The sequence below is a fragment of the Bradyrhizobium sp. MOS002 genome, assembly GCF_003020115.1.
GTDB lineage: Bacteria > Pseudomonadota > Alphaproteobacteria > Rhizobiales > Xanthobacteraceae > Bradyrhizobium.
Genome location: NZ_PYFX01000003.1, coordinates 370,882 through 390,291 on the forward strand (window position 1 = coordinate 370,882; position 19,410 = coordinate 390,291).

General features: G+C 64.7%; 19 protein-coding genes. 12 read left to right on the top strand and 7 right to left on the bottom strand.

The features are described from left to right. Positions 1-3: 3 nt before the first annotated feature. Both C7G41_RS10515 and C7G41_RS10520 read right to left on the bottom strand, forming a co-directional pair. On the bottom strand, positions 4-699 hold the full coding sequence (locus C7G41_RS10515) for a hypothetical protein (protein ID WP_106942495.1): 696 nt from the start codon (positions 697-699) through the stop codon (positions 4-6). Continuing rightward, a complete protein-coding gene (locus C7G41_RS10520; protein WP_007593582.1) occupies positions 696-1,265 on the bottom strand; it encodes a sigma-70 family RNA polymerase sigma factor in 570 nt (189 codons plus the stop codon). Before C7G41_RS10520 ends, C7G41_RS10515 begins: the two co-directional genes overlap by 4 nt. 435 nt (positions 1,266-1,700) lie before the next feature. On the opposite strand from C7G41_RS10520, the gene C7G41_RS10525 reads away from it, so the two are divergent. Beyond that, a complete protein-coding gene (locus tag C7G41_RS10525; RefSeq protein ID WP_106942496.1) occupies positions 1,701-2,858 on the top strand; it encodes a GGDEF domain-containing protein in 1,158 nt (385 codons plus the stop codon). Positions 2,859-2,921: 63 nt separating this feature from the next. Then, complete coding sequence (locus tag C7G41_RS10530; protein WP_106942497.1) at positions 2,922-4,025, top strand: DUF2336 domain-containing protein; 1,104 nt, start codon at positions 2,922-2,924, stop codon at positions 4,023-4,025. Positions 4,026-4,035: 10 nt separating this feature from the next. Here C7G41_RS10530 and C7G41_RS10535 read toward each other — a convergent pair whose 3' ends face one another. Then, positions 4,036-4,674, bottom strand: a complete 639-nt coding sequence (locus tag C7G41_RS10535) for an NrsF family protein (protein WP_106942498.1) — start codon at positions 4,672-4,674, stop codon at positions 4,036-4,038. 2 nt (positions 4,675-4,676) lie between these two features. Further along, a complete protein-coding gene (locus C7G41_RS10540; RefSeq protein WP_199198294.1) occupies positions 4,677-5,222 on the bottom strand; it encodes a sigma-70 family RNA polymerase sigma factor in 546 nt (181 codons plus the stop codon). Positions 5,223-5,512: 290 nt separating this feature from the next. Between C7G41_RS10540 and C7G41_RS10545 the strand changes: the two genes are divergently transcribed. The 8 genes from C7G41_RS10545 to C7G41_RS10580 all read left to right on the top strand — a co-directional run bounded on the left by C7G41_RS10545 (position 5,513) and on the right by C7G41_RS10580 (position 11,941). Then, complete coding sequence (locus tag C7G41_RS10545) at positions 5,513-6,193, top strand: hypothetical protein (protein WP_106942500.1); 681 nt, start codon at positions 5,513-5,515, stop codon at positions 6,191-6,193. Between the two features lie 162 nt (positions 6,194-6,355). Further along, positions 6,356-7,135, top strand: coding sequence for an enoyl-CoA hydratase (locus tag C7G41_RS10550; RefSeq protein WP_106942501.1), 780 nt, complete (start codon positions 6,356-6,358; stop codon positions 7,133-7,135). 185 nt (positions 7,136-7,320) lie between these two features. Further along, entirely contained in the window at positions 7,321-8,751 is a 1,431-nt protein-coding gene (locus tag C7G41_RS10555; RefSeq protein ID WP_106942502.1) for a TolC family outer membrane protein, read from the top strand. A gap of 66 nt (positions 8,752-8,817) precedes the next feature. After that, the gene (locus C7G41_RS10560) at positions 8,818-9,108 is read left to right on the top strand and encodes a type II toxin-antitoxin system RelE/ParE family toxin (protein WP_106942503.1); all 291 of its coding nucleotides are present in this window, start codon (positions 8,818-8,820) and stop codon (positions 9,106-9,108) included. After that, positions 9,108-9,458, top strand: a complete 351-nt coding sequence (locus C7G41_RS10565; RefSeq protein ID WP_106942504.1) for an addiction module antidote protein — start codon at positions 9,108-9,110, stop codon at positions 9,456-9,458. The genes C7G41_RS10560 and C7G41_RS10565 overlap by 1 nt, the downstream gene beginning before the upstream one ends. 83 nt (positions 9,459-9,541) lie before the next feature. Next, on the top strand, positions 9,542-10,099 hold the full coding sequence (locus tag C7G41_RS10570) for a hypothetical protein (protein WP_106942917.1): 558 nt from the start codon (positions 9,542-9,544) through the stop codon (positions 10,097-10,099). A 52-nt stretch (positions 10,100-10,151) separates the two neighbouring features. Continuing rightward, positions 10,152-11,114 (top strand): amidohydrolase family protein, encoded by a 963-nt coding sequence (locus C7G41_RS10575; protein ID WP_106942505.1) that lies wholly within the window; start codon positions 10,152-10,154, stop codon positions 11,112-11,114. A gap of 200 nt (positions 11,115-11,314) precedes the next feature. Further along, positions 11,315-11,941 (top strand): LysE family translocator, encoded by a 627-nt coding sequence (locus tag C7G41_RS10580; protein WP_106942506.1) that lies wholly within the window; start codon positions 11,315-11,317, stop codon positions 11,939-11,941. A 9-nt stretch (positions 11,942-11,950) separates the two neighbouring features. Here the strand turns inward: C7G41_RS10580 and C7G41_RS10585 are convergent, their stop codons facing one another. The 3 genes from C7G41_RS10585 to C7G41_RS10595 form a co-directional block, all read right to left on the bottom strand. Beyond that, positions 11,951-15,067, bottom strand: a complete 3,117-nt coding sequence (locus C7G41_RS10585; protein WP_106942507.1) for an efflux RND transporter permease subunit — start codon at positions 15,065-15,067, stop codon at positions 11,951-11,953. A 36-nt stretch (positions 15,068-15,103) separates the two neighbouring features. After that, a complete protein-coding gene (locus C7G41_RS10590) occupies positions 15,104-16,348 on the bottom strand; it encodes an efflux RND transporter periplasmic adaptor subunit (protein WP_106942508.1) in 1,245 nt (414 codons plus the stop codon). Positions 16,349-16,493: 145 nt separating this feature from the next. Beyond that, complete coding sequence (locus C7G41_RS10595; RefSeq protein ID WP_106942509.1) at positions 16,494-17,894, bottom strand: CoA transferase; 1,401 nt, start codon at positions 17,892-17,894, stop codon at positions 16,494-16,496. Positions 17,895-17,948: 54 nt separating this feature from the next. Here C7G41_RS10595 and C7G41_RS10600 point away from each other — a divergent pair, with 54 nt between their 5' ends. Both C7G41_RS10600 and C7G41_RS10610 read left to right on the top strand, forming a co-directional pair. After that, complete coding sequence (locus C7G41_RS10600) at positions 17,949-18,236, top strand: hypothetical protein (protein WP_092024185.1); 288 nt, start codon at positions 17,949-17,951, stop codon at positions 18,234-18,236. A gap of 178 nt (positions 18,237-18,414) precedes the next feature. After that, complete coding sequence (locus tag C7G41_RS10610; protein WP_106942511.1) at positions 18,415-19,185, top strand: SDR family NAD(P)-dependent oxidoreductase; 771 nt, start codon at positions 18,415-18,417, stop codon at positions 19,183-19,185. Positions 19,186-19,410 lie beyond the last annotated feature (225 nt).

A 19,410-nucleotide genomic window follows, 5' to 3' on the forward strand; every position in this document is an offset into this window, starting at 1 on the left:
GCCTTACGGCGCCGCGACGGCGAGGTTGACGAACTTCTCGCGCTGCATCTTGCCGAGCAGCGAGGTGAGTTCGTCACGGCTCATCGCCTTGTCGAACTGGAGGCGGAACATGCCGCCCTTGGCATCACCGATGATCGAAGCCTGGTAGCCGTCGAGCAATGCCGTGATGTCGGCGACGCGCGCCTCGGGCGTGAAGCGTACCAGCGCGCGCGCTGGCGGGACGGTCGTGCCGAGATCGCGGGTGAGCGGAGCGCTGGTCGAGAGCGAAGCAGTCTGGAAGGTCGCAGTCTGGCTCTTCGTCAACACGGCGCCGATGATTCCGGCCTGCAGTACGAGCGCCATGGCGCCAAGGCTCGCCGACCAGGCCAGAGTGCGTGGCGACAGGCTCGCAAAGAAGGTGGCGATGCGCGCCGACAGCGGCAGCGAACCGGCCGCCCGCGCCGGCTCAGCGTCGATCGCCGCGAACAGCTTCTGCATCGCGCGCGCCGACGGAGCACCCAGGCTCTCGTTCAGATGGATGGTCTCTTCATACTCGCCGCGGATCGCGGCATATTGCTTCGCGAGCTCGGGATCGCGCGCCAGCGCTTCGTCGACGCGGCGCGCATCGCGCGGGTTCAGCGTGCCGGCCGCGTGCCACGGCAGCAGCAGTTCAATTTCACCGGGCTCTTGCTCCAGCATCTTCTTGCTCAAAGCCATCATGGCCAGCCTCGCTCAATGCCGGCTGCCTTCAGCAGTTCGGCCAATTTCTTGCGCGCATAGAACAAGCGCGTCTTCACAGTGTTCTCCGGGATGCCAACGATTTCGGCCACCTCTTCCACGGACTTCTCGTGGTAGTAGACGAGATCGACGATTTCCCGATGATCCGGCGAGAGGCCCGTCAGACACTCCCGCAACGCTTCACTGGTATCCTTCTTCTGCACCGCCGTTTCCGGATTGTCGGACGTATCCTCGATCGCGTTCGCGGCGTCGTCGTCCAACTCAAAATCCTTCCTGCGCCGGAGCGCAGACAGGGCCTTGAATCGGGTAATGGCCAGCAGCCAGGTGGAAACGGCGGATCGGCCCTCGAACTTGCCGGCTTGACGCCAGACGTCGAGAAATACCTCGCTGATGAGGTCTTCCGCCGCCTGCTCGTCCCGCACGAGCCGGAGGCCGAACCGATACACCCTGACATGGTGCCGCCCGTACAGCACCTGCATGGCGAGCCGGTCGCCTTGAGCGATCCTGGCGATCAGGATCTCGTCCGAAGCCGCTTGTGTCACGCTCAAAGGCCGTCTCGCAAGGTTGGTCTGGTCGATGCGGCAGACGGTTCGACGGGAGGGGCAAAATTGTTCAACCTACCGCAGTCATACGGGGGGCTGTGTGATCTACCCCACATACGCGAAATTTCCTGTTGCCACCCGCGGCTGGGTGCCTCGCTCAAGAACGGTAACATAGTAATGAAGCACTTTCCTGTGCAATGCCGTCCCGGCGTGGACGGCTCGACGTGCATGGAACCTTAGCAGCCTAGCACGACATATGTCTTCCGAAGCCCTGCTTTGGCTCGACCGCATCGCACACGATGCCTAATCGCCAGCAAATTCCTCGAGCGGTCGACGTCCCCCCGCTCCCGCGCTGCACAGCGTAGATTCGGTTTCGAAGGATACCAAACCTAAAGGCTTGCCACGTAGATTTTTGGGCTGACATCCACCATTGGCGGGGCCATGAGCACGGCTGCGACGTCCTTTCCCGAGAGGAATGCCGCTGAGGCTGCGGATCTCGCCCTCGTGCCCGATGCAGCTGCGCCCCTGGTGCGGGCGCGCCGGGTGCGGCAGCGCCGCCAGATGTATCTCGGCCAGGTCGCCAGCTACTCGCTCGGCGCCTTCGTCCTGCTGCTCTACGCCTTTGACGGCGTCATCTCGATCGACATTGCCTCACTGTTCTGGTTCGGCGGCCTGCTCATCATCGGCACCTTCGCCGTGCTGTCGGAAGCCGGCGTCGGTGACAGATTCTCCGACCACTATCTCACCGTGTTCCAGATCTCCGCGCACATGGCGCTGCAATTCGTGTTCCTGCTGTCGGTACCGACCATCGGCGTCGCCTTCCTCAGCGTGCTGTTCCTGATCTTCGCCTTCGGCACACTGCGCATGACCTCGATCCAGGCGATGCTGACCTGGGCGATTGCGACCGCCGGCCTCGCCGCCGTCTTCCTCGCCTCCGACCTGCCGATCGGGATGCCCGTTGCGACGCGGCTCCAGCGGACCGCCTCGATGCTGTGCTTCGCGCTGGTGATCGGCCAGTGCGCCTTCCTCGGCCTGTTCGGCGCCACGCTGCGCAAGATCCTGTACCGGCGCAGCATCGAGCTGAAGGCCGCCTATCAGCGCATCGAGGAGCTGGCGGAGCTCGACGAGCTCACCGGCTCCTACAACCGCCGATGCATCATGCGGCTTCTCGACGCCGAGATCGAAAAATCGCGGCAGACATCGACCCCTTGCGCGATCGCACTGATCGATCTCGACTGGTTCAAGCGCATCAACGACGCCCACGGCCATCCCGTCGGCGACGAGGTGCTGCGCACCTTCGCGATCACCATTTTTGCCAATATCCGCCCGGCCGACTGCTTCGGCCGCTACGGCGGGGAGGAATTCTTGCTGCTGCTGCCAGGGATGAACGGCGAGGCGGCGTCGCGCATGCTCGATCGGCTGCGCGGCATCGTCGCCGATCTGGACTGGAGCGCATTCTCCCCGGGCATGCGCGTGACCATTTCCGCGGGCGTCGTGACGCTGCGCGACAACGATACTGCCGACACGTTTCTCGTGCGCGCCGACAGCGCGCTCTATTCCGCCAAGGCACAAGGGCGCAACCGCATTGCAACCAGCTGACCAATCCATTTTCTCCCGGCGCGACAGAAGCCGCTGCCGGGCCGAACGCTCCAGGACAGGGCAATGAGATCCAAAGCCGCAAAATCATCCGAGAGCCTGCTCGAGGAATTGCAAACTGCGCTCTCGCACGGCACCGTTGCGCACCGGGTCGAGACGCTGCGCCGCGTCACCGATCTCTTCATGGACAACGCGGTGGACTATTCCGACGACCACGTCCGCGTGTTCGACGACGTATTCCAATGCCTGATCGAGCAGATCGAGACGTCCGCCAGGGCGCTGCTCGCCGAACGCCTCGCACCGATCGCGGCTGCGCCGCCGAAGATCATCCGCACACTCGCGCTCGACGAGGTGATCGAGGTTTCCGGCCCGGTGCTGTCGAAATCCGAACGGCTGGACGAGGCGACCCTGATGCAGATCGCGCGCACCAGGGGCCAGGCCCATCTCAAGGCCATCTCGCTGCGGCGGGTGCTGTCGGAAGCGCTGACCGACGTGCTGGTGACCCGCGGCGACGAGGACGTGGTGCAATCGACCGTCAGCAATCCGGGCGCGCAACTGTCCGAGGGAAGTCTCGCCGACCTCGTGACGCGCGCCGAACGTGACGACGACCTCGCCAGCTGCATCGGCCTGCGGTCCGACCTGCCCCGCCATCATTATTTGAAGCTGGTCGCGAAGGCCTCCTTGACCGTACGCAGGAAGCTGGAGGCCGCGCATCCGGAGCTCGCGGACGACGTATCGAGCGTGGTCCAGGAAGCGGCCCAGCGGATCCGCGCCGCCACCATGACCAGGCAGACCGAGATGGCGCGGGCGCTGGTGAAGTCGCTGCACGAGGACGGCCGCCTCACCGAGCTCCAGGTCGCCACCTTCGCAGAGCAGGGCAAGTTCGACGAGACCAATGCGGGGCTTGCGGCGCTTGCGGGCGTCGCAGTCGAGACCGCCGAGACCATGATGATCGAAAGCCGGGTCGAGGGCGTGATGATCCTCGCCAAGGTCGCGGCCATGCAATGGTCGAGCGTCCGCGCCATCATCGCCCTGCGCGAGAAGCTCTCCGGTGGCTCGCAGACCGACATGCTGACGCTGCGCGACGCTTACGAAGCGCTGCGCAGCTCAACCGCGCAGCAGGTGCTGCGCTTCCACCGCATGCAGCAGGGCGCGGCGCCGGCGGCGTGAAGCCGGCGAGCTAGTAGCGTAGGACCTTCGCCCCCACCAGCGCGCCGATTGCCGTCACCAACGCGGTGGCGAGCGTGTACCAGGTCGCGACAAACAGCGGCGAATCGTCGGTGCAGTGCGAGGCGTACAGCGTCGCAGCAAGGCCCGCCGACACCAGGCCGGCGAGTGCACCGGCGAGCGCCGGGTGCGACGGCGCGCCGTGGCGCAGGCCGAACAGCGCCCCGGCAAGCAGGGGCAGCGACATCGCGGGGATTGCGAACAGGCATACCCTGGAATTCTTGCCCATCAATCGCATCGTCATCGGCATGGCCGGCGCCATCATCGCCTCGCTGCCGATCGCCACCGCGAGCAGCCCGACGGGCAGCAGCAACAGCCAACCCCAGCCGCGCAGCAAGGCTTCGGGACGCGACAGATGCAGGCTGACGATGATCGCGGGGATCGCGAGCGACAGCGTGACCGCGAACTTCATGTCGAAGAACGGGTTGTGCATCGCGCTCATCACGTCGTGACGCACACCGAGGAAGGTCGCGAAGATCAGGATCGACAGGGGCGCGGCGACCAGCAGCGCCATGGTCAGCACCGCGCCGACGCGCGGCGGGCGATGGGCGTTATCGGCCGCGAGCGTGCGAATGAGTTGATCGGTATCCATGACTACTGGTCCCGCAGTTTGGCAGTCAGCGCCGCAAGTCCGCGATGCAGCGCGACCCGCACCGCGCCCTCGCTCATCGCATATTTCGCCGCCGTATCCTTGATCGAGGTGCTGTCGACCGCGATCGACTGCAACACGTCGCGCTGGCGTTGCGGCAGCGTATTGAGCTGGCTGGCGACTTCGCCGGCCGAGACCGTCTCCTGCGGCACCTCGCCCGGCAGGGTCTCGGCGAAATCGTCGATGTTGACGAAGATCCGCCTCCCCCGTCGCCGCAGCATGTCGATCAGCTTGTTGCGGCCGATCGCAAACAGCCACGGGGCGAAGGGGGCTTCGCTGTCCCAAGTGTGCCGCTTCAGATGCACCGCCAACAAAATCTCCTGCACGATATCCTCGGCTTGGTCGGGAGGCTGCCCGGCCCGCGCCAGGCCGCGCCTCGCGGCAGCGCGCAGCACAGGCGTGACCGCCTTCAACAGACGATGATACGCCGCGTCATCGCCTGCCATGGCCGACCGCATCAGGCCGGTCCACTCGTCCTCACGTCCGCGCACGCGCGCCCTCACCATGCAATTCGGCCGTTCTTTCAGTTTGTTACGCCGGCGGCAGCACGATCACGAATTCGTGATCGCACCTGGCCACGCAACCGATACGGCCGTCAGGATCTGGGACGGCTCATAACACCGATCGGTCCCGTACGCACCAAGCGGCCGGGCGCGACGGCAACGGATTGCCGCGCTTTTGCCCCGTGTGGGCCGAAGATTCCCATTTTCTGCCCCGCTGTCGTCACGCCCCAGGGTCTCTGTTCGGTCCCGGGACGGGTTGAATTGGGGAGATCGTCAACATGATGAAAGCCAGCGGGCGCGCGGCCGTGATTCTCGTGGTCGGGTTTTTCTTGGCCGGGCTTTTCTTGCTGTTCGGGGGCGTTGCACAGGCGGCGCCGGCTTCAGCCGCGAGCAGCAAGTCGGACAGTGCAGGCAAACAGGCCGATATGGCCAAGCCGAGCAAGCCGCGGCGTCACGCGTCGCGCCACCGCGACAGCTCCAAGACGGCGCAGAAATCCGACGACAAGGCCGACAAGAAGGACGCTGCGGCAACGGCCGAGGAGGCCAAGGCCGACAATCGTGACATACCGGCCTCGAGCCAGATGCCGCCGGAAGTCGCCAACGCCAATGCGCAGCTCGCCGCCGCCGATACGCCGACCGCGGCTGCCGCCTCCGCAATGACGGGCCGGGCCAACGACAATGTCCAAGCCGCGGCCGATAATACCGCCGCCCCGAACGCCGAGAGCCAGGTCGTCCCACCCGATCAGCTCAACGACATCGACCGCGCCCTGCAACAGGACAACGCGCCGGCGCAGAAGGCGGTGATTGCCGCAATCGAGGCGCAGCCGCGTCCGGCGCCGGTGATGGCAAGCAGCCAGCAGAGTTCGGCCTGGGACCAGAGCTCACTGATCGGAAAAATCTTCATCGGCGTCGGCACGCTGCTGACGCTGGCCTCCGCCGCGCGCATGTTCATGGCGTGACTCTGGCTTGATTTTGGCCTGATCGCCGGTCCGCGGGACCTGGTCCGGAACGCGCAGTTCGCCGCGTGTTCCGGCCGCTCTTGCTCCGACGACTTTGGGGCCTCTTGAAGCCCACCGCGCCAGCGGGCACATTGCCCGCTCAATCAAAAGCGTGGGTGGAGCATGAGCACGTTCGAACACATCATCGTCGAAAGCAAAGGCGCGGTCGGCGTCATCAAGCTGAACCGGCCGAAGCTGCTCAACGCACTCTCCTTCGGCGTCTTCCGCGAGATCGCCGCGGCCGTCGACGATCTCGAAGCCGATGACGCCATCGGCTGCATCGTCGTGACCGGCAGCGAGAAGGCATTTGCCGCCGGCGCCGACATCAAGGAGATGCAGCCGAAAGGCTTCATCGACATGTTCTCGGAGGATTTTGCCGCGATCGGCGGCGATCGGATCGCGCGCTGCCGCAAACCGACGATCGCCGCGGTCGCGGGCTATGCGCTCGGCGGCGGCTGCGAACTCGCGATGATGTGCGACTTCATCATCGCAGCCGACACCGCCAAATTTGGCCAACCCGAAATCACCCTCGGCACCATCCCCGGCATCGGCGGCACCCAGCGCCTGACCCGTGCGATCGGCAAGTCCAAGGCGATGGACCTTTGCCTCACCGGCCGCATGATGGATGCAGCCGAAGCCGAGCGCAGTGGCCTGGTCAGCCGCATCGTGCCGGCCGACAAGCTGATGGACGAGGTGATGGCCGCGGCCGAGAAGATCGCCGCGATGTCGCGGCCCGCGGTCGCGATGGCCAAGGAAGCGGTCAACCGCGCCTTCGAGACCACGCTCGCCGAGGGCATGAGCGTCGAGCGCAACCTGTTCCACTCGACCTTCGCGCTGGAGGACCGCTCCGAGGGCATGGCGGCGTTCATCGAGAAGCGCAAGCCGGTGAACAAGAACCGGTAAGGAGGGGAGCGGTCAGGCTGGTGTAAGGCTCTGCCGTTTCCCGCAGAATCCCTGTGACGGACCTGCAACAAGCACGGAATACATGGGGGTTTCCCCCGCGGCAGTTTGCCTGCGGGACCTCGGCTGGTTAAACAGTTAAGAGAGCCGCCGTCGGCGGGGGCGGACAGCCGGGATTTGCGGATTACATGATTGGGCGTGCCGCCAGAGTTGGTCGCGTGATGACGCGGCATCGATCGGGCGTGGCTCCTGTGCTCGCGACATGGACCACGCTGGCACTCTGTTGCGCCCTGCCCTCCGCCGCACGGGCGGAAGCGCTGCAAGAGGCGCTCGCCAAGGCCTACCAGACCAATCCACAGCTCAATGCCGAGCGTGCGCGGCAGCGCGCCACCGACGAGAATGTGCCGCAGGCCCTCGCCGGCTACCGGCCACAGATCGTGGCAAGCCTCAGCGCCGGGCTGCAATCGGTGCGCAATCTGCTGCCCGACAACACCATCCAGACCGCCAATCTGAAGCCATGGATCATCGGCGTCACCGTCACGCAGACCCTGTTCAACGGTTTCCGCACCGCCAATAACGTGCGGGCCGCCGAACTCCAGGTGCAGTCTGGCCGCGAGGCGCTGCGCAACGTCGGCCAGGGCGTGCTGCTCGACGCGGTCACCGCCTACACCAACGTGCTCGCCAACCAGTCGCTGGTCGAGGCGCAGCGCTCCAACGTCGCCTTCCTGCGCGAAACGCTCTCGGTCACCCAGCGGCGCCTCAACGCCGGCGACGTCACGCCGACCGACAGCGCCCAGGCCGAGGCGCGGCTCAACCGCGGGCTCTCCGATCTCAACGCCGCGGAAGTCGCGCTGGCGGTGAGCCAGGCGATCTACGCGCAGGTGATCGGCAATGCGCCGTCGCAGCTTCGGGCTGCCGAAGTCGTCGACCGCTATCTGCCGAAGAGCCGCGAAGACGCGCTGACGATGGCGATCCGCCAGCACCCGGCGGTGATGGCGGCCGGCTTCGACGTCGATGTCGCCTCGACCAACATCCGCGTCGCCGAAGGCGCGCTGCTGCCGAGCGCCAGCGTCCAGGGCAGCGCCAGCAAGAGCCGCAACAACGACCCGACGCTCGGCACTTTCGCCGAAGACCAGGCCTCGATCGTCGCCAATGTCACCGTGCCGATCTACGACGGCGGCCAGGCCGCGGCACAGACCCGGCAGGCCAAGGAGATCACCGCGCAGAGCCGGCTCGTGCTCGATCAGGTGCGCAATCAGGCGCGCACGGCGGCGGTCAGCGCGTGGGTTTTCAATGAAGGCGCCAAGATCGCGGTCTCGGCCTCGGAGTCCGAAGTGAAGGCGGCGACCGTCGCTCTCCAGGGCGTGCAGCGCGAGGCCGCCGGCGGACAACGCACGACGGTGGATGTGCTGAACTCGCAGGCCGATTTGATCCAGGCCAAGGCCCGCCTGATCGGCGCCAATCGCGACCGCGTGATCGCCTCCTATACGCTGCTCAGCGCCGTCGGCCATCTCGACGTCAAGACCTTGAGCCTGAACACGCCGGACTATCTGCCCGAGGTGCACTACCAGCAGGTCCGCGACGCCTGGCACGGCCTGCGCACGCCGTCTGGGCAGTAGTCCGTTCCCACGCACCACGCCGCCGCCTTTGACATACTGTAGCCCATAGACTACAGTCGCTACTTAATGATCGAGGTGAGGCAAACCAAGCGCTTTTCGGAGTGGTTGAACCGTCTCAAGGACGCCAACGCGGTTGCCCGTATCGCCGTCCGCATTCACCGCATGGAGATGGGCAATCCTGGGGACAGCAAGAACGTCGGCCGGAATGTCCAGGAAATGCGCGTCGACTACGGCCCGGGCTACCGGATCTATTACGTGCAGCGCGGAGCACAGATCGTGATCCTGCTGTGTGGCGGGGACAAGCGCACGCAGCGACAAGACATCAAGCTAGCCCAACAACTGGCGGAGTCAATGTGATGCCAAAGCCAGCGAAAACGACGGTCAAAACGGCATCCAGGACGACGCGCTTCGACGCCGCCGACTATCTCAACACAGAAGAACGTCAAGCCGCCTATATTGCGGCCGCGTTAGAGACCGGCGATGCTGATTTCGTACGTGACGCGCTTGGCCTCGTCGCGCGTGCGCGCGGCATGAGCGCGATCGCGAAGAAAGCCGGCTTGAACCGAGAAAGTCTCTATAAGGCCCTTGGAGAAGCCGGCAATCCCGAGTTCGGCACTGTCATGCGCATCGTTGGAGCACTGGGCCTGACATTGTCCGCCCAACCCGCGACAAGAGGACGAATGTCGAAGCGCCGCCGGGCCGCGTAACGGAGCGCTCCACGGTCCGCCTTGAACGTTGTGAACGCCGTCACCGGCCGCTAAACCGGCTTAGGCGGTCTTAGGGTATGAATATGAAAAGCCGCCGCATCCATCTGATGGGAGCTTCAGGCTCCGGCGTGACGACGATCGGCCGCGCGCTCGCCGGCCGGCTTGCGCTGCCGCATCACGACAGCGATGATTATTTCTGGCTGCCGACCGCGCCGCCCTACCAGACGACACGCCCTGCCGCCGAACGTTTGCGGCTGATGCGCGAGATGTTTCTGCCGCGGCTCGATTGGGTGCTGAGCGGAACCGTCACCGGCTGGGGCGACGAGTTCGTCCCGTTCTTCGATCTCGTCGTCTTTGTGAGGACGACGCGCGAGCTTCGCTTGCAGCGCCTGCGTGGCCGCGAGGCGACGCATTTCGGAGCGGATGCCGTCGCACAGGGCGGCTGGCGTCATGAGGAGGCGGAGTCGTTCGTCGATTGGGCCTCGCACTACGAAGCCGGCGATCGCGACGGCCGCAGTCTCGCAAAAGATGAGGCGTGGCTCGCGAAGCTGCCCTGCCCGGTCGTGCGCGTCGACGGCTCACGTCCGCTTGCGGACCTCGTCGAGCAGCTATGCAGCGAAGCGCAGCGACTGCCGGGCTGATGTGATACTGTCGCGACGCCACTGCCAAATGATAAAAACAGGGAGAGAAACCATGCTCAGCCGACGCAGCGTCCTGCTTGCCTCCCTTGCCGCCGGAGTTGCCATGTCGAAAAAAGCACACGCACGTGCCGCGCAGCCTGCCACGCCGGTCAATTTCGAGGTCCCGGCGCATGCCTGCGACTGTCACACCCACATCCATGGCGATGTCGAAAAATTTCCGTTCTTCGCGGGCCGCGTCTACACGCCGGAGCCGGCGAGCCCCGAAGAAATGGCCGCGCTGCACAAGGCGCTGCATATCGAACGCGTGGTGATCGTGACGCCGAGCGTCTACGGCACCGATAACTCCTCGACGCTGTTCGGCATGAAGGCGCGCGGCGCGGCCGCGCGCGGGGTGGCCGTGATCGACGACAAAACAACGGAGGCCCATCTTGACGCGATGCAGGCAGACGGCTTTCGCGGTGTCCGCCTCAATCTCGCGACCGGCGGCGTCAACGATCCCAATGTCGGCCGGCCGCGCTTCACCGCCGCAGTCGAGCGCATGAAGGCGCGCGGCTGGCACGTGCAGCTCTACACCACGCTTCCCATGATCTCGGCGATCAAGGACCTCGTCGAGACGGCGCCCGTACCCGTTGTCTTCGACCATTTCGGCGGCCTTGAGGCCTCGCTTGGGCTGGAGCAGCCGGGATTTTCCGACCTGGTCGCGCTGGTGAAATCCGGCAAGGCCTATGTCAAGATTTCCGGCGCCTATCGCTCCTCGAAGCTCGCGCCCGACTATCAAGACATGGCGCCCTATGCGCGCGCACTGATCGCGGCGAATGCGGACCGCATCGTCTGGGGCACGGACTGGCCGCATCCGGATTCGAGCCGTGTCGAGGGACGCAAAGCCACCGACATCGCGCCGCTCTACCAGATCGACGACGGCCGCCTGCTCAACCAACTTCCGGTGTGGGCGCCGGATGCGGATGTCCGCAAGAAGATCCTGGTCGACAATCCGGCGCAACTCTACGGATTCTGAGTCGCGACGCGCGCAATTCGGTTCAACGAACGCGACACGGTTCCACAGTGAGGTGTGGAACTGTTGTCGCGAAGGCACAAACTCGTTGGACTCACACGAACGTGTTTGTGCTCTCGTTCGTTTCTCACCCTTCTGGTTGAGGCGGCGATTCTTTTTCGGGGCTACGCACACGCACAGATTTCATTTGTTCGTGCGGGTGCATGCCTTTATCGCATTATCTTGCCGCGCTTTTTTCCGGCATTGGAATTGGTTTCACCGTCGCCGCCCCCATCGGACCGATGGGCATGCTGTGCATTCAGCGCACATTGGCATCGGGCATGGCCACGGGCCTCGCAACCGGCTTCGGCGCGGCGACCGTGCATCTCACCTACAGCGCCCTCGCGGTCTTGGGACTGGGCTCGCTGGCACAGCCCTGGGTCGAAGCCAATGCCGCCGGCTTCGGTATCGTCTCGGCGCTCACGCTGCTGTGGTTCGCGATCCGGACCCATCGCGGCTCGGTCGCCCTCCAGGCGACCGACGACATCGACAACGTACATCTGGCGCGCGCCTATCTCAGCGCCATCGCGCTCGGGTTCACCAATCCGCTGACCGTCATCCTGTTTCTGGCTGCGCTGCACGCCTTCTCCATGCAAGCCGCGGCAGCCCCGCTGATCGCCGGCGTCTTCTTCGGTTCCGCGATCTGGTGGACCGTGCTCAGCACGATCGTGGCAACGGCGCGGTCACGGCTGACGCCGCGCATGCTGTCGATGAGCCGTCGGTTGGCCAGCCTGACGCTGCTGGGCCTCGGCACCATGATGCTGGTGCGGATCGCGCAGCGCATGCTGTGATTGGCGGCGTCAGCGGGCCCGACGGGAGAAAAAGGAGATCAGCACCGGCAGCGTCACCAGGATCACGATCGGCGCCAGCATCATGCCTGTCACCACGACAACCGCGAGCGGCTTCTGCACCTGCGAGCCGATGCCTTCCGACAGCGCGGCCGGCAACAGGCCGATGCCGGCGACGACGCAGGTCATTAGCACCGGCCGAAGCTGCAATTCGCCGGTGCGTATCACCGCGCTCATGCGGTCCATGCCCTCTTCGATGAGCTGGTTGAACTGCGACAGGATGATGATGCCGTCCATCACGGCGATGCCGAACAACGCGATGAAGCCAATCGCCGCCGAGACACTGAAGGCGGTGCCGGTGATCAAGAGACCGAGCACGCCGCCGAAGATCGCCATCGGGATCACGCTCATGGCGAGCAGCGTGTCGGTCATCGAGCCGAAATTGAACCAGAGCAGGACGCCGATCAGCGCCAGCGAGATCGGCACCACGATGGACAATCGCCGGATCGCGTCCTGGAGATTGCCGAATTCGCCGACCCAGTCCATGTGGGCGCCGGGCGGCAGCTGCACCTGATCGGCGATCTTCTGCTGCGCCTCGCGGATCGCACTGCCGAGGTCGCGCTCACGCACCGAGAACTTGATCGGCAGATAGCGTTCCTGCTGCTCGCGATAAATGTAGGCCGCACCCGAGACGAGGCTGATGGTGGCGACCTCGCTCAGGGGTATCTGCGTGACGGTTCCGTTCGGTCCGGGCGCGCCGATCCGCAAATTCTGGATCGCCTCGGCGCTCCTGCGGAATTCCGGCGCAAGACGAACGATGATCGGGAAGTGGCGGTCGCTTCCCGCCTCGTAGATGTCCCCGGCCGTGTCGCCGCCGATCGCGACTTTGATGGTGGCGTTGATGTCGCCCGGCGCGAGGCCGTAGCGCGCGGCCTTGGCACGGTTGATGTCGATCTGGATGGTCGGCTGCCCGAGTGAGGTGAACACGGCAAGGTCGGTGACGCCCTGCACGGTGGCCAGCACCGACTTGATCTTGTTGGCGGTGTCCGTCAGCGCCTGAAGATCGCTGCCGAACAGCTTGATCGAGTTCTCGCCCTTCACGCCGGAGACGGCTTCCGAGACGTTGTCCTGGAGATATTGCGAGAAGTTGAACTCGACGCCGGGGAAGCGATCGTCGAGCTGCTTGAGCAGCTGCGCCGTCAACTCTTCCTTGTCGCGGGTGCCGGGCCATTGGCTGGCGGGCTTGAGCGGCGCGAAGAACTCGGCGTTGAAGAAGCCGGCGGCGTCGGTACCGTCATCGGGGCGGCCGTGCTGCGACACCACGGATTCCACTTCAGGCCGCGCTCGGATCACCTTGCGCATCTCGTTGACGTAGGAGTTGCCTTCCTGGAGCGAGATGGTCGGCGGCAACGTGGCGCGGATCCAGAGATTGCCCTCCTCCAGCTTCGGCAGGAATTCGAGGCCAAGCAGCCGGCTGAGCGCAACCGTCATCAGCACGAGACCGAACGCGCCACCGAGCATGATGCCGCGGTTGGCGACCGCCCAATGCAGCACAGGCATGTAGATCCGATGCAGGATCAGCATCACCCTGGTCTCGGTTTCATGGACATGCGCCGGCAGGATAATCGCGGACAGCGCCGGAGTGACGGTGAAGGTCGCAAGCAGACCGCCGGCCAGCGCGTAGGCGTAGGTCCGGGCCATCGGCCCGAAGATGTTGCCCTCGACGCCGGAGAGCGTGAACAGCGGCAGGAAGGCCGCGATGATGATCGCCGCGGCGAAGAAGATCGAACGTGAGACATCGGCCGCCGCGCTGAGGATGGCGTGGCTTTTCATGCCGAACAGCGTCTCGGACGACATCTGCTCGGATTCCGACATCGGGGTCGTCTGCGTCAGGCGCCGGAAGATCGCCTCCACCATGATGACGGTGGCATCGACGATCAGGCCGAAATCGATCGCGCCGACCGACAGCAGGTTCGCCGATTCTCCGCGCAGCACCAGGATGATCACCGCGAAGAACAGCGCGAACGGAATGGTGGCGCCGACGATCAGCGCACTGCGGAGGTCGCCGAGAAAGATCCACTGCAGCAGCACGATCAGCAGAATGCCGATCACCATGTTGTGCAGCACGGTGTGGGTCGTGAGGTCGATCAGGTCGCCGCGGTCGTAGATGCGCTCGATGCGCACGCCGGGCGGCAGGATGCTGGACTCGTTGATGGTTTGAACGAGCTGGTGGACGCGCTTGATGGTTGGCGAGCTCTGCTCGCCGCGGCGCATCAGGACGATGCCTTGCACGATGTCGTCGGAATCGTCGAGGCCGGCGATGCCGAGACGGGGCTTCTGACCGACGGTGACGGTGGCAACGTCCTTGACCAGCACCGGATTGCCGTTGGTCTGCGAGACCATGGTGTTGGCGAGGTCGTCGATCGAGCGGATCAGGCCGACGCCGCGCACCACGGCCGATTGCTGACCGATATTGACGGTGTTGCCGCCAACATTGACGTTGGAATTGCCGACCGCCTGGAGCAATTGCGGCAGCGTCAGGCCGTTGGCGACCAGCTTGTTGAAGTCAACCTGGAGCTCGTAGGTCTTGCTCTTACCGCCCCACCCGGTGACGTCGATCACGCCGGGCACGGCACGGAAGCGCCGCTGGAGGATCCAGTCCTGGATGGTCTTGAGGTCGAGCACGCTGTAGTTCGGCGGGCCGACGAGACGGTAGCGGAAGATTTCGCCAATCGGGCTGAGCGGCGAGATCTGCGGCTGCACATTGCCGGGCAGCGGCGCGAGCTGCGCCAGGCGGTTCAAGACCTGCTGCAACGCCTCGTCATAGGTGTAGGCGAAGGAGAACTGCAGTTTGACGTCGGAGAGGCCGTAGAGCGAGATGGTGCGAATGGTCGTCAGGTTCTTCAGACCTGCGACCTGGGTCTCGATCGGAATCGTGATGTAGCGCTCGATCTCCTCCGCCGACAGGCCCGGACTCTGCGTCACGATGTCGACCATCGGCGGGGTCGGATCGGGATAAGCCTCGATGTTGAGCTGGTTGAACGCAATCAGGCCGCCGATCAGCACGGCGACGAACATCCCGACCATCAGGAAGCGCCGGTTGACGGCAAGGGCGACGAGGCGATCCATTCAGGTCTTCAGCTTGTCTTTTTCCCGGCCCGTCGATCAGCTGCCGGACGCCGCGCGGTCGATGAACAGGCTGCCTTTGGTGACCACCTGCTCGCCGGGCTTGAGATTGCTGGTGACCTCGACGAGGTTGCCATTGATGAGACCGATCTTGATCTCGCGCAGCTCCACCGACTTGTCCTCGCGTGCGACCCAGAGGCGGACCTTGTCGGCTTCGTAAATCAAGGCCTGCTTCGGTACCGCCGGTGCGGCGCGGTCGCCGGACGAATAGATCGTGACGTTGGCGAACATCTCCGGCTTCAGCAGGCCGTCCTTGTTATCGATGGTGGCGCGGACCAGCAGGCGGCGGGTGCTCGGATCGATCGCGGCGGCGACGTAGTTGACCTTGGCGGTCAAGGGGCGGCCCGGCAGCGCCATCACGTTGACGGTGATGTCCTGCCCGACACACACGGCAGCCGCATCGCTCTCACGCACGAAGGCGGTGAGCCAGACGGTGGAGAGGTCGCCGACCACGAAAACCGGATCGCTGGCGCCCGAATTAACGTACTGACCGGGGCCGATCTTACGCTGCACGACCGTGCCCGCGATCGGCGAATAGATCGTGACTTCCGGATTGATGACGCCCTTATCCTGGAACGCCTTGATGGTCTCGTCGGTGAAGCCGAGGATCCGCAGCTTGTTGCGCGCGGCTTCCAGCGCCGTCGCAGAGGAGCGCATGTCGTTCTGCGCCTGAACCTGGTTTGCTTCCGCCTGCTGATAGTCCTTCAGTGGGATGGCATGGCCCTCGTAGAGGTCCTTGGCGCGCTTGAACTGGATGTCGGCAAGATCGATCGCGGACTTCGCCTTGTTCTGCGAACTCATCGCCGCAATGAAATCGTTCTGGGCCTGCACGGTGTCGGCGGCCTCGATTGTGAACAGCGGTTGACCTTGCTTCAGCACCTCGCCGGGCTTGGCGAGCAGCTTGGTCACCCGGCCTGCATAGGGCGAAAACACCGGCGTCGAACGGTCCTCGTCGACCGCGACCTTGCCCTCGGTGACATACTCGGCGCGGAAGGTCTTGGCCTTGACCGGCTCGATCGTCAGCGTCGCCCATTCCGACGGCGTCGGCGTGAAGTTCTGCGCATTTCTGCGCGATTGGCTGGAGATCTCGGAGTGGCTCTTCTCCTTGGCTCCCGCATGGAGGAAGCCGTAGGCCCCGGCACCGGCAAGAGCTAGTAAAACTACGGATGTAATCACCCGCTGTTTTGTAAGCACCTGCAATCGCTTGGTATTTTCAACTACCATGGGGCCCGGTCATGTCTGCGATGATACTGGCGGATGCCGGCCTCATCGGTCGCGCTAATAGTGCCGAATTGTGATTTCAAACAACCTAAAAAACGCCGGACGCCTTTCGGTTTGCGTTAAAAATTTGCGACACGTCAGCCCCACGTCAGGTTCGCACTGGCCACTGTGCAGGATGACTGCCGAGCGGCATCGCCGGACGGCTCCATTGCGCCGGCGTCTTCGACAGAAGTGCTGAATGGCGCACCGCCTTCAACGTGCCGAAGCCAGATGGCATGCTCTCGATGAATGCAGCATGTACGGCCTCGCCCGTAATATCCGGGATATTCAGCCCACCTTCGAGCCTTCCGAGATTCCACAGCCAGCGCCCGGTCTGCGCCAGCGACACGCGCACGTGCCAGCTGCCGCCTTCGCGGGTCTGCCGAACCTTGGCCATCATCGCGCCGAATGCCATCAGATAGCCAGTGGCGTGGTCAAGCATCTGTGCCGGCAATTCCTTCGGTCCATCGATGCCGGCGGCCTGTCCCTCGGCATGGTTGAAGCCAGTCGTGGTCTGCACCAGAGAATCGAAGCCGCGCCGCTCCGCCCAGGGACCGGCATGGCCATAGGCCGACAGCGTCACGTAGATGATGCCGGGATTGATTTTCGCGGCGTCCTCCGGCGCAAAGCCGAGAGCGGCGAGCGCGCGCGGGCGATAGCCTTGCGAGAAGATGTCGGCGTCCTTCAACAGCGCGCGCATCTGCGCTCTGCCCGCCTCGCTCTTCAGCTCGATGAAGGTGGTGAGCTTGCCGCGGCCGGTGTCGATGGTCAGCCACGGAATGGCCGGCAGCGTAGGGCCTGACACGAGCAGCACATCCGCGCCGTGCGCGGCGAGCGTGCGGCCAGCGACAGGCCCCGCGATGACGCGGGAGAGATCGAGCACGCGCAGGGCAGTGAGCGGGCGATCGCCTTTTGGCCATGGCTTCGGCGGGGCCTCGCCGATCTTCTCTATCGAGACCAGCGGCAATTCAGCGAGCGCGCGGGCCTGCGGCAACGCCGACCATTCGTCGCAGGAGCGCATCAAGGCAACGACGCCGCCCGCGGCATAGGCCGCAGTCTCAAATTCCTCGCCCTTCCATTGCATCAATGCGGCCTGCACCTTCTCGCGCTCGGGTTCGCAGGCGAGAACCTTGCAGACGGCGTCGCGATGATGCGGGAAATTTGTGTGGCAGCGGACGAAGCGGTTGTCGCCGGTTCTGTAGACGCCGGCGATGGCGTCCCAGGCCGGCGGCGGCGGCTTGTCGTCGACGCGCAAATAGCGCTCGGAGCGGCATTCGGCGACGGCATGGCGCAGGTCGACACTAACGTCCTGCGCCTCGCCGCTGCGCAATCTCCAGATTTCGGCGGCGGCAAGGCCGGCGGCCGCGATCGTCGTCTGGCCGGCGACGGCGACGCGAAACGAGGACGGGATTTGCGGCTCCTCGCCCGTCAGCCGGACGCGCGCGAGCGCGGCGGCGTCTCCGCCCGCGGATGTCCAGATACCACTGAGAATCTCGGCGGGGCTTTGCATGACCCTTCTCTCCCCTTAGTTTGCGATTATCTCATTAGCACATAAGGACATGCAATGGCCGCCATCGATCCCCTCACCGCAGGCGCCGTGTTCATCGCAACGGCGGCCACCGACGCGGTCTATGTCATGTTCACCTCCGCGGTGATCGCGCGCAAGCGTGTGCCCGCGGCGAACTGGAGCGCGGTCTGGTACATGCTCTCCTCCTATGCGGTGATCAGCTACACCGAAAACGCCTTCTATGTGGCTTTCGCCGCGATCGGCTCCTGGGCCGGCGCCTACGCCTCGCTGACCTTCCTGCACCGCCCGCCCGGCGGCCCGCCGGTGGGGGCGGCGCCGGAGTAAGGGCACACTGTTCCCATACCCGTCATTGCGAGCGCAGCTAAGCAATCCAGAATCTTTCCGCGGTGGCAGTCTGGATTGCTTCGTCGCAAGAGCTCCTCGCAATGACGATGTGGAGGCTTTTGGGCGTCTCTCGAAACAGCTACACTCGCTGCGACCAACAAAAAAGGAAAACCAAACTATGGATCTCGGTCTCAAAGGCAAGAACGCCGTCGTGCTTGGCGGTACGCGCGGCATCGGGCGGGCGATTGCGGCGACGCTGGCCGGCGAAGGCAGCAATGTCGCGGTGTGTGCACGCAACGCCGATCAGGTTGCCGCCGCCGTTGCGGAGTTGAAGGCCAGCGGGATTCGAGCGACCGGCGGCCCGGTCGATGTCACCGACGGCGCGGCACTGAAATCCTGGATCGAGAATGCTGCAAAGGAGCTTGGCGGCATCGACATGCTGTTCTCCAACGCGGGCGCGATGGCGCAAGGCCATGATGCCGCATCGTGGGAACAGAATTTCCGCCTCGACGTGCTCGGCGCCGTGCACGCGTTCGACGCCGCGCGGCCGTTCCTCGAGGCCAGCGGCGACAAGGGTGGCGACGCCGCCTTCGTGATCATCTCGTCGATCTCCGCGGCGCAAGCCGACACGGCGAGCTCCTACGGCCCGATCAAGGCGGCGTTGATCCACATGGCCAAGGGGCTGGCGCGGCAATATGCGAAGAAGAAGATTCGCGTCAACGTGGTCTCGCCTGGCACGGTCTATTTCAAGGGCGGCGTCTGGAATACGATCGAGCAGAACATGCCCGAGCGCTACAATGATGCGATGAAGCGTAACCCCACCGGCCGCATGGCCACGCCACAGGAGATCGCGAGCGCAGCGGTGTTTCTGGCGAGCCCGGTGTCGGGGTTCACCACGGGCTCCAATCTCGTCGTGGATGGGGCGATCTCGAACCGGGTGAATTTTTGAGGCCACGCTGTCATCGCCCGGCTTGACCGGGCGATCCGGTATTCCGAGGCAACAGAAGTTGAATCGTGAAGCCGCAGCGTACTGGATACCCCGCCTCCGCGGGGTATGACACCGAGAGTATGACGCGCGCTCGTCGCAACAAACTCGTCATTGCGAGCGCAGCGAAGCAATCCAGAGTCTTGCCGCGGTGACAGTCTGGATTGCTTCGCTGTGCTCGCAATGACG

Excerpts from the sequence above, each read along its gene's own strand:
- C7G41_RS10515 (WP_106942495.1), bottom strand. The coding sequence starts at position 699 with ATGATGGCTTTGAGCAAGAAGATGCTGGAGCAAGAGCCCGGTGAAATT.
- C7G41_RS10525 (WP_106942496.1), top strand. The coding sequence starts at position 1,701 with ATGAGCACGGCTGCGACGTCCTTTCCCGAGAGGAATGCCGCTGAGGCT.
- C7G41_RS10530 (WP_106942497.1), top strand. The coding sequence starts at position 2,922 with ATGAGATCCAAAGCCGCAAAATCATCCGAGAGCCTGCTCGAGGAATTG.
- C7G41_RS10535 (WP_106942498.1), bottom strand. The coding sequence starts at position 4,674 with ATGGATACCGATCAACTCATTCGCACGCTCGCGGCCGATAACGCCCAT.
- C7G41_RS10545 (WP_106942500.1), top strand. The coding sequence starts at position 5,513 with ATGATGAAAGCCAGCGGGCGCGCGGCCGTGATTCTCGTGGTCGGGTTT.
- C7G41_RS10550 (WP_106942501.1), top strand. The coding sequence starts at position 6,356 with ATGAGCACGTTCGAACACATCATCGTCGAAAGCAAAGGCGCGGTCGGC.
- C7G41_RS10555 (WP_106942502.1), top strand. The coding sequence starts at position 7,321 with ATGATTGGGCGTGCCGCCAGAGTTGGTCGCGTGATGACGCGGCATCGA.
- C7G41_RS10560 (WP_106942503.1), top strand. The coding sequence starts at position 8,818 with ATGATCGAGGTGAGGCAAACCAAGCGCTTTTCGGAGTGGTTGAACCGT.
- C7G41_RS10565 (WP_106942504.1), top strand. The coding sequence starts at position 9,108 with ATGCCAAAGCCAGCGAAAACGACGGTCAAAACGGCATCCAGGACGACG.
- C7G41_RS10570 (WP_106942917.1), top strand. The coding sequence starts at position 9,542 with ATGAAAAGCCGCCGCATCCATCTGATGGGAGCTTCAGGCTCCGGCGTG.
- C7G41_RS10575 (WP_106942505.1), top strand. The coding sequence starts at position 10,152 with ATGCTCAGCCGACGCAGCGTCCTGCTTGCCTCCCTTGCCGCCGGAGTT.
- C7G41_RS10580 (WP_106942506.1), top strand. The coding sequence starts at position 11,315 with ATGCCTTTATCGCATTATCTTGCCGCGCTTTTTTCCGGCATTGGAATT.
- C7G41_RS10585 (WP_106942507.1), bottom strand. The coding sequence starts at position 15,067 with ATGGATCGCCTCGTCGCCCTTGCCGTCAACCGGCGCTTCCTGATGGTC.
- C7G41_RS10590 (WP_106942508.1), bottom strand. The coding sequence starts at position 16,348 with ATGGTAGTTGAAAATACCAAGCGATTGCAGGTGCTTACAAAACAGCGG.
- C7G41_RS10595 (WP_106942509.1), bottom strand. The coding sequence starts at position 17,894 with ATGCAAAGCCCCGCCGAGATTCTCAGTGGTATCTGGACATCCGCGGGC.
- C7G41_RS10600 (WP_092024185.1), top strand. The coding sequence starts at position 17,949 with ATGGCCGCCATCGATCCCCTCACCGCAGGCGCCGTGTTCATCGCAACG.
- C7G41_RS10610 (WP_106942511.1), top strand. The coding sequence starts at position 18,415 with ATGGATCTCGGTCTCAAAGGCAAGAACGCCGTCGTGCTTGGCGGTACG.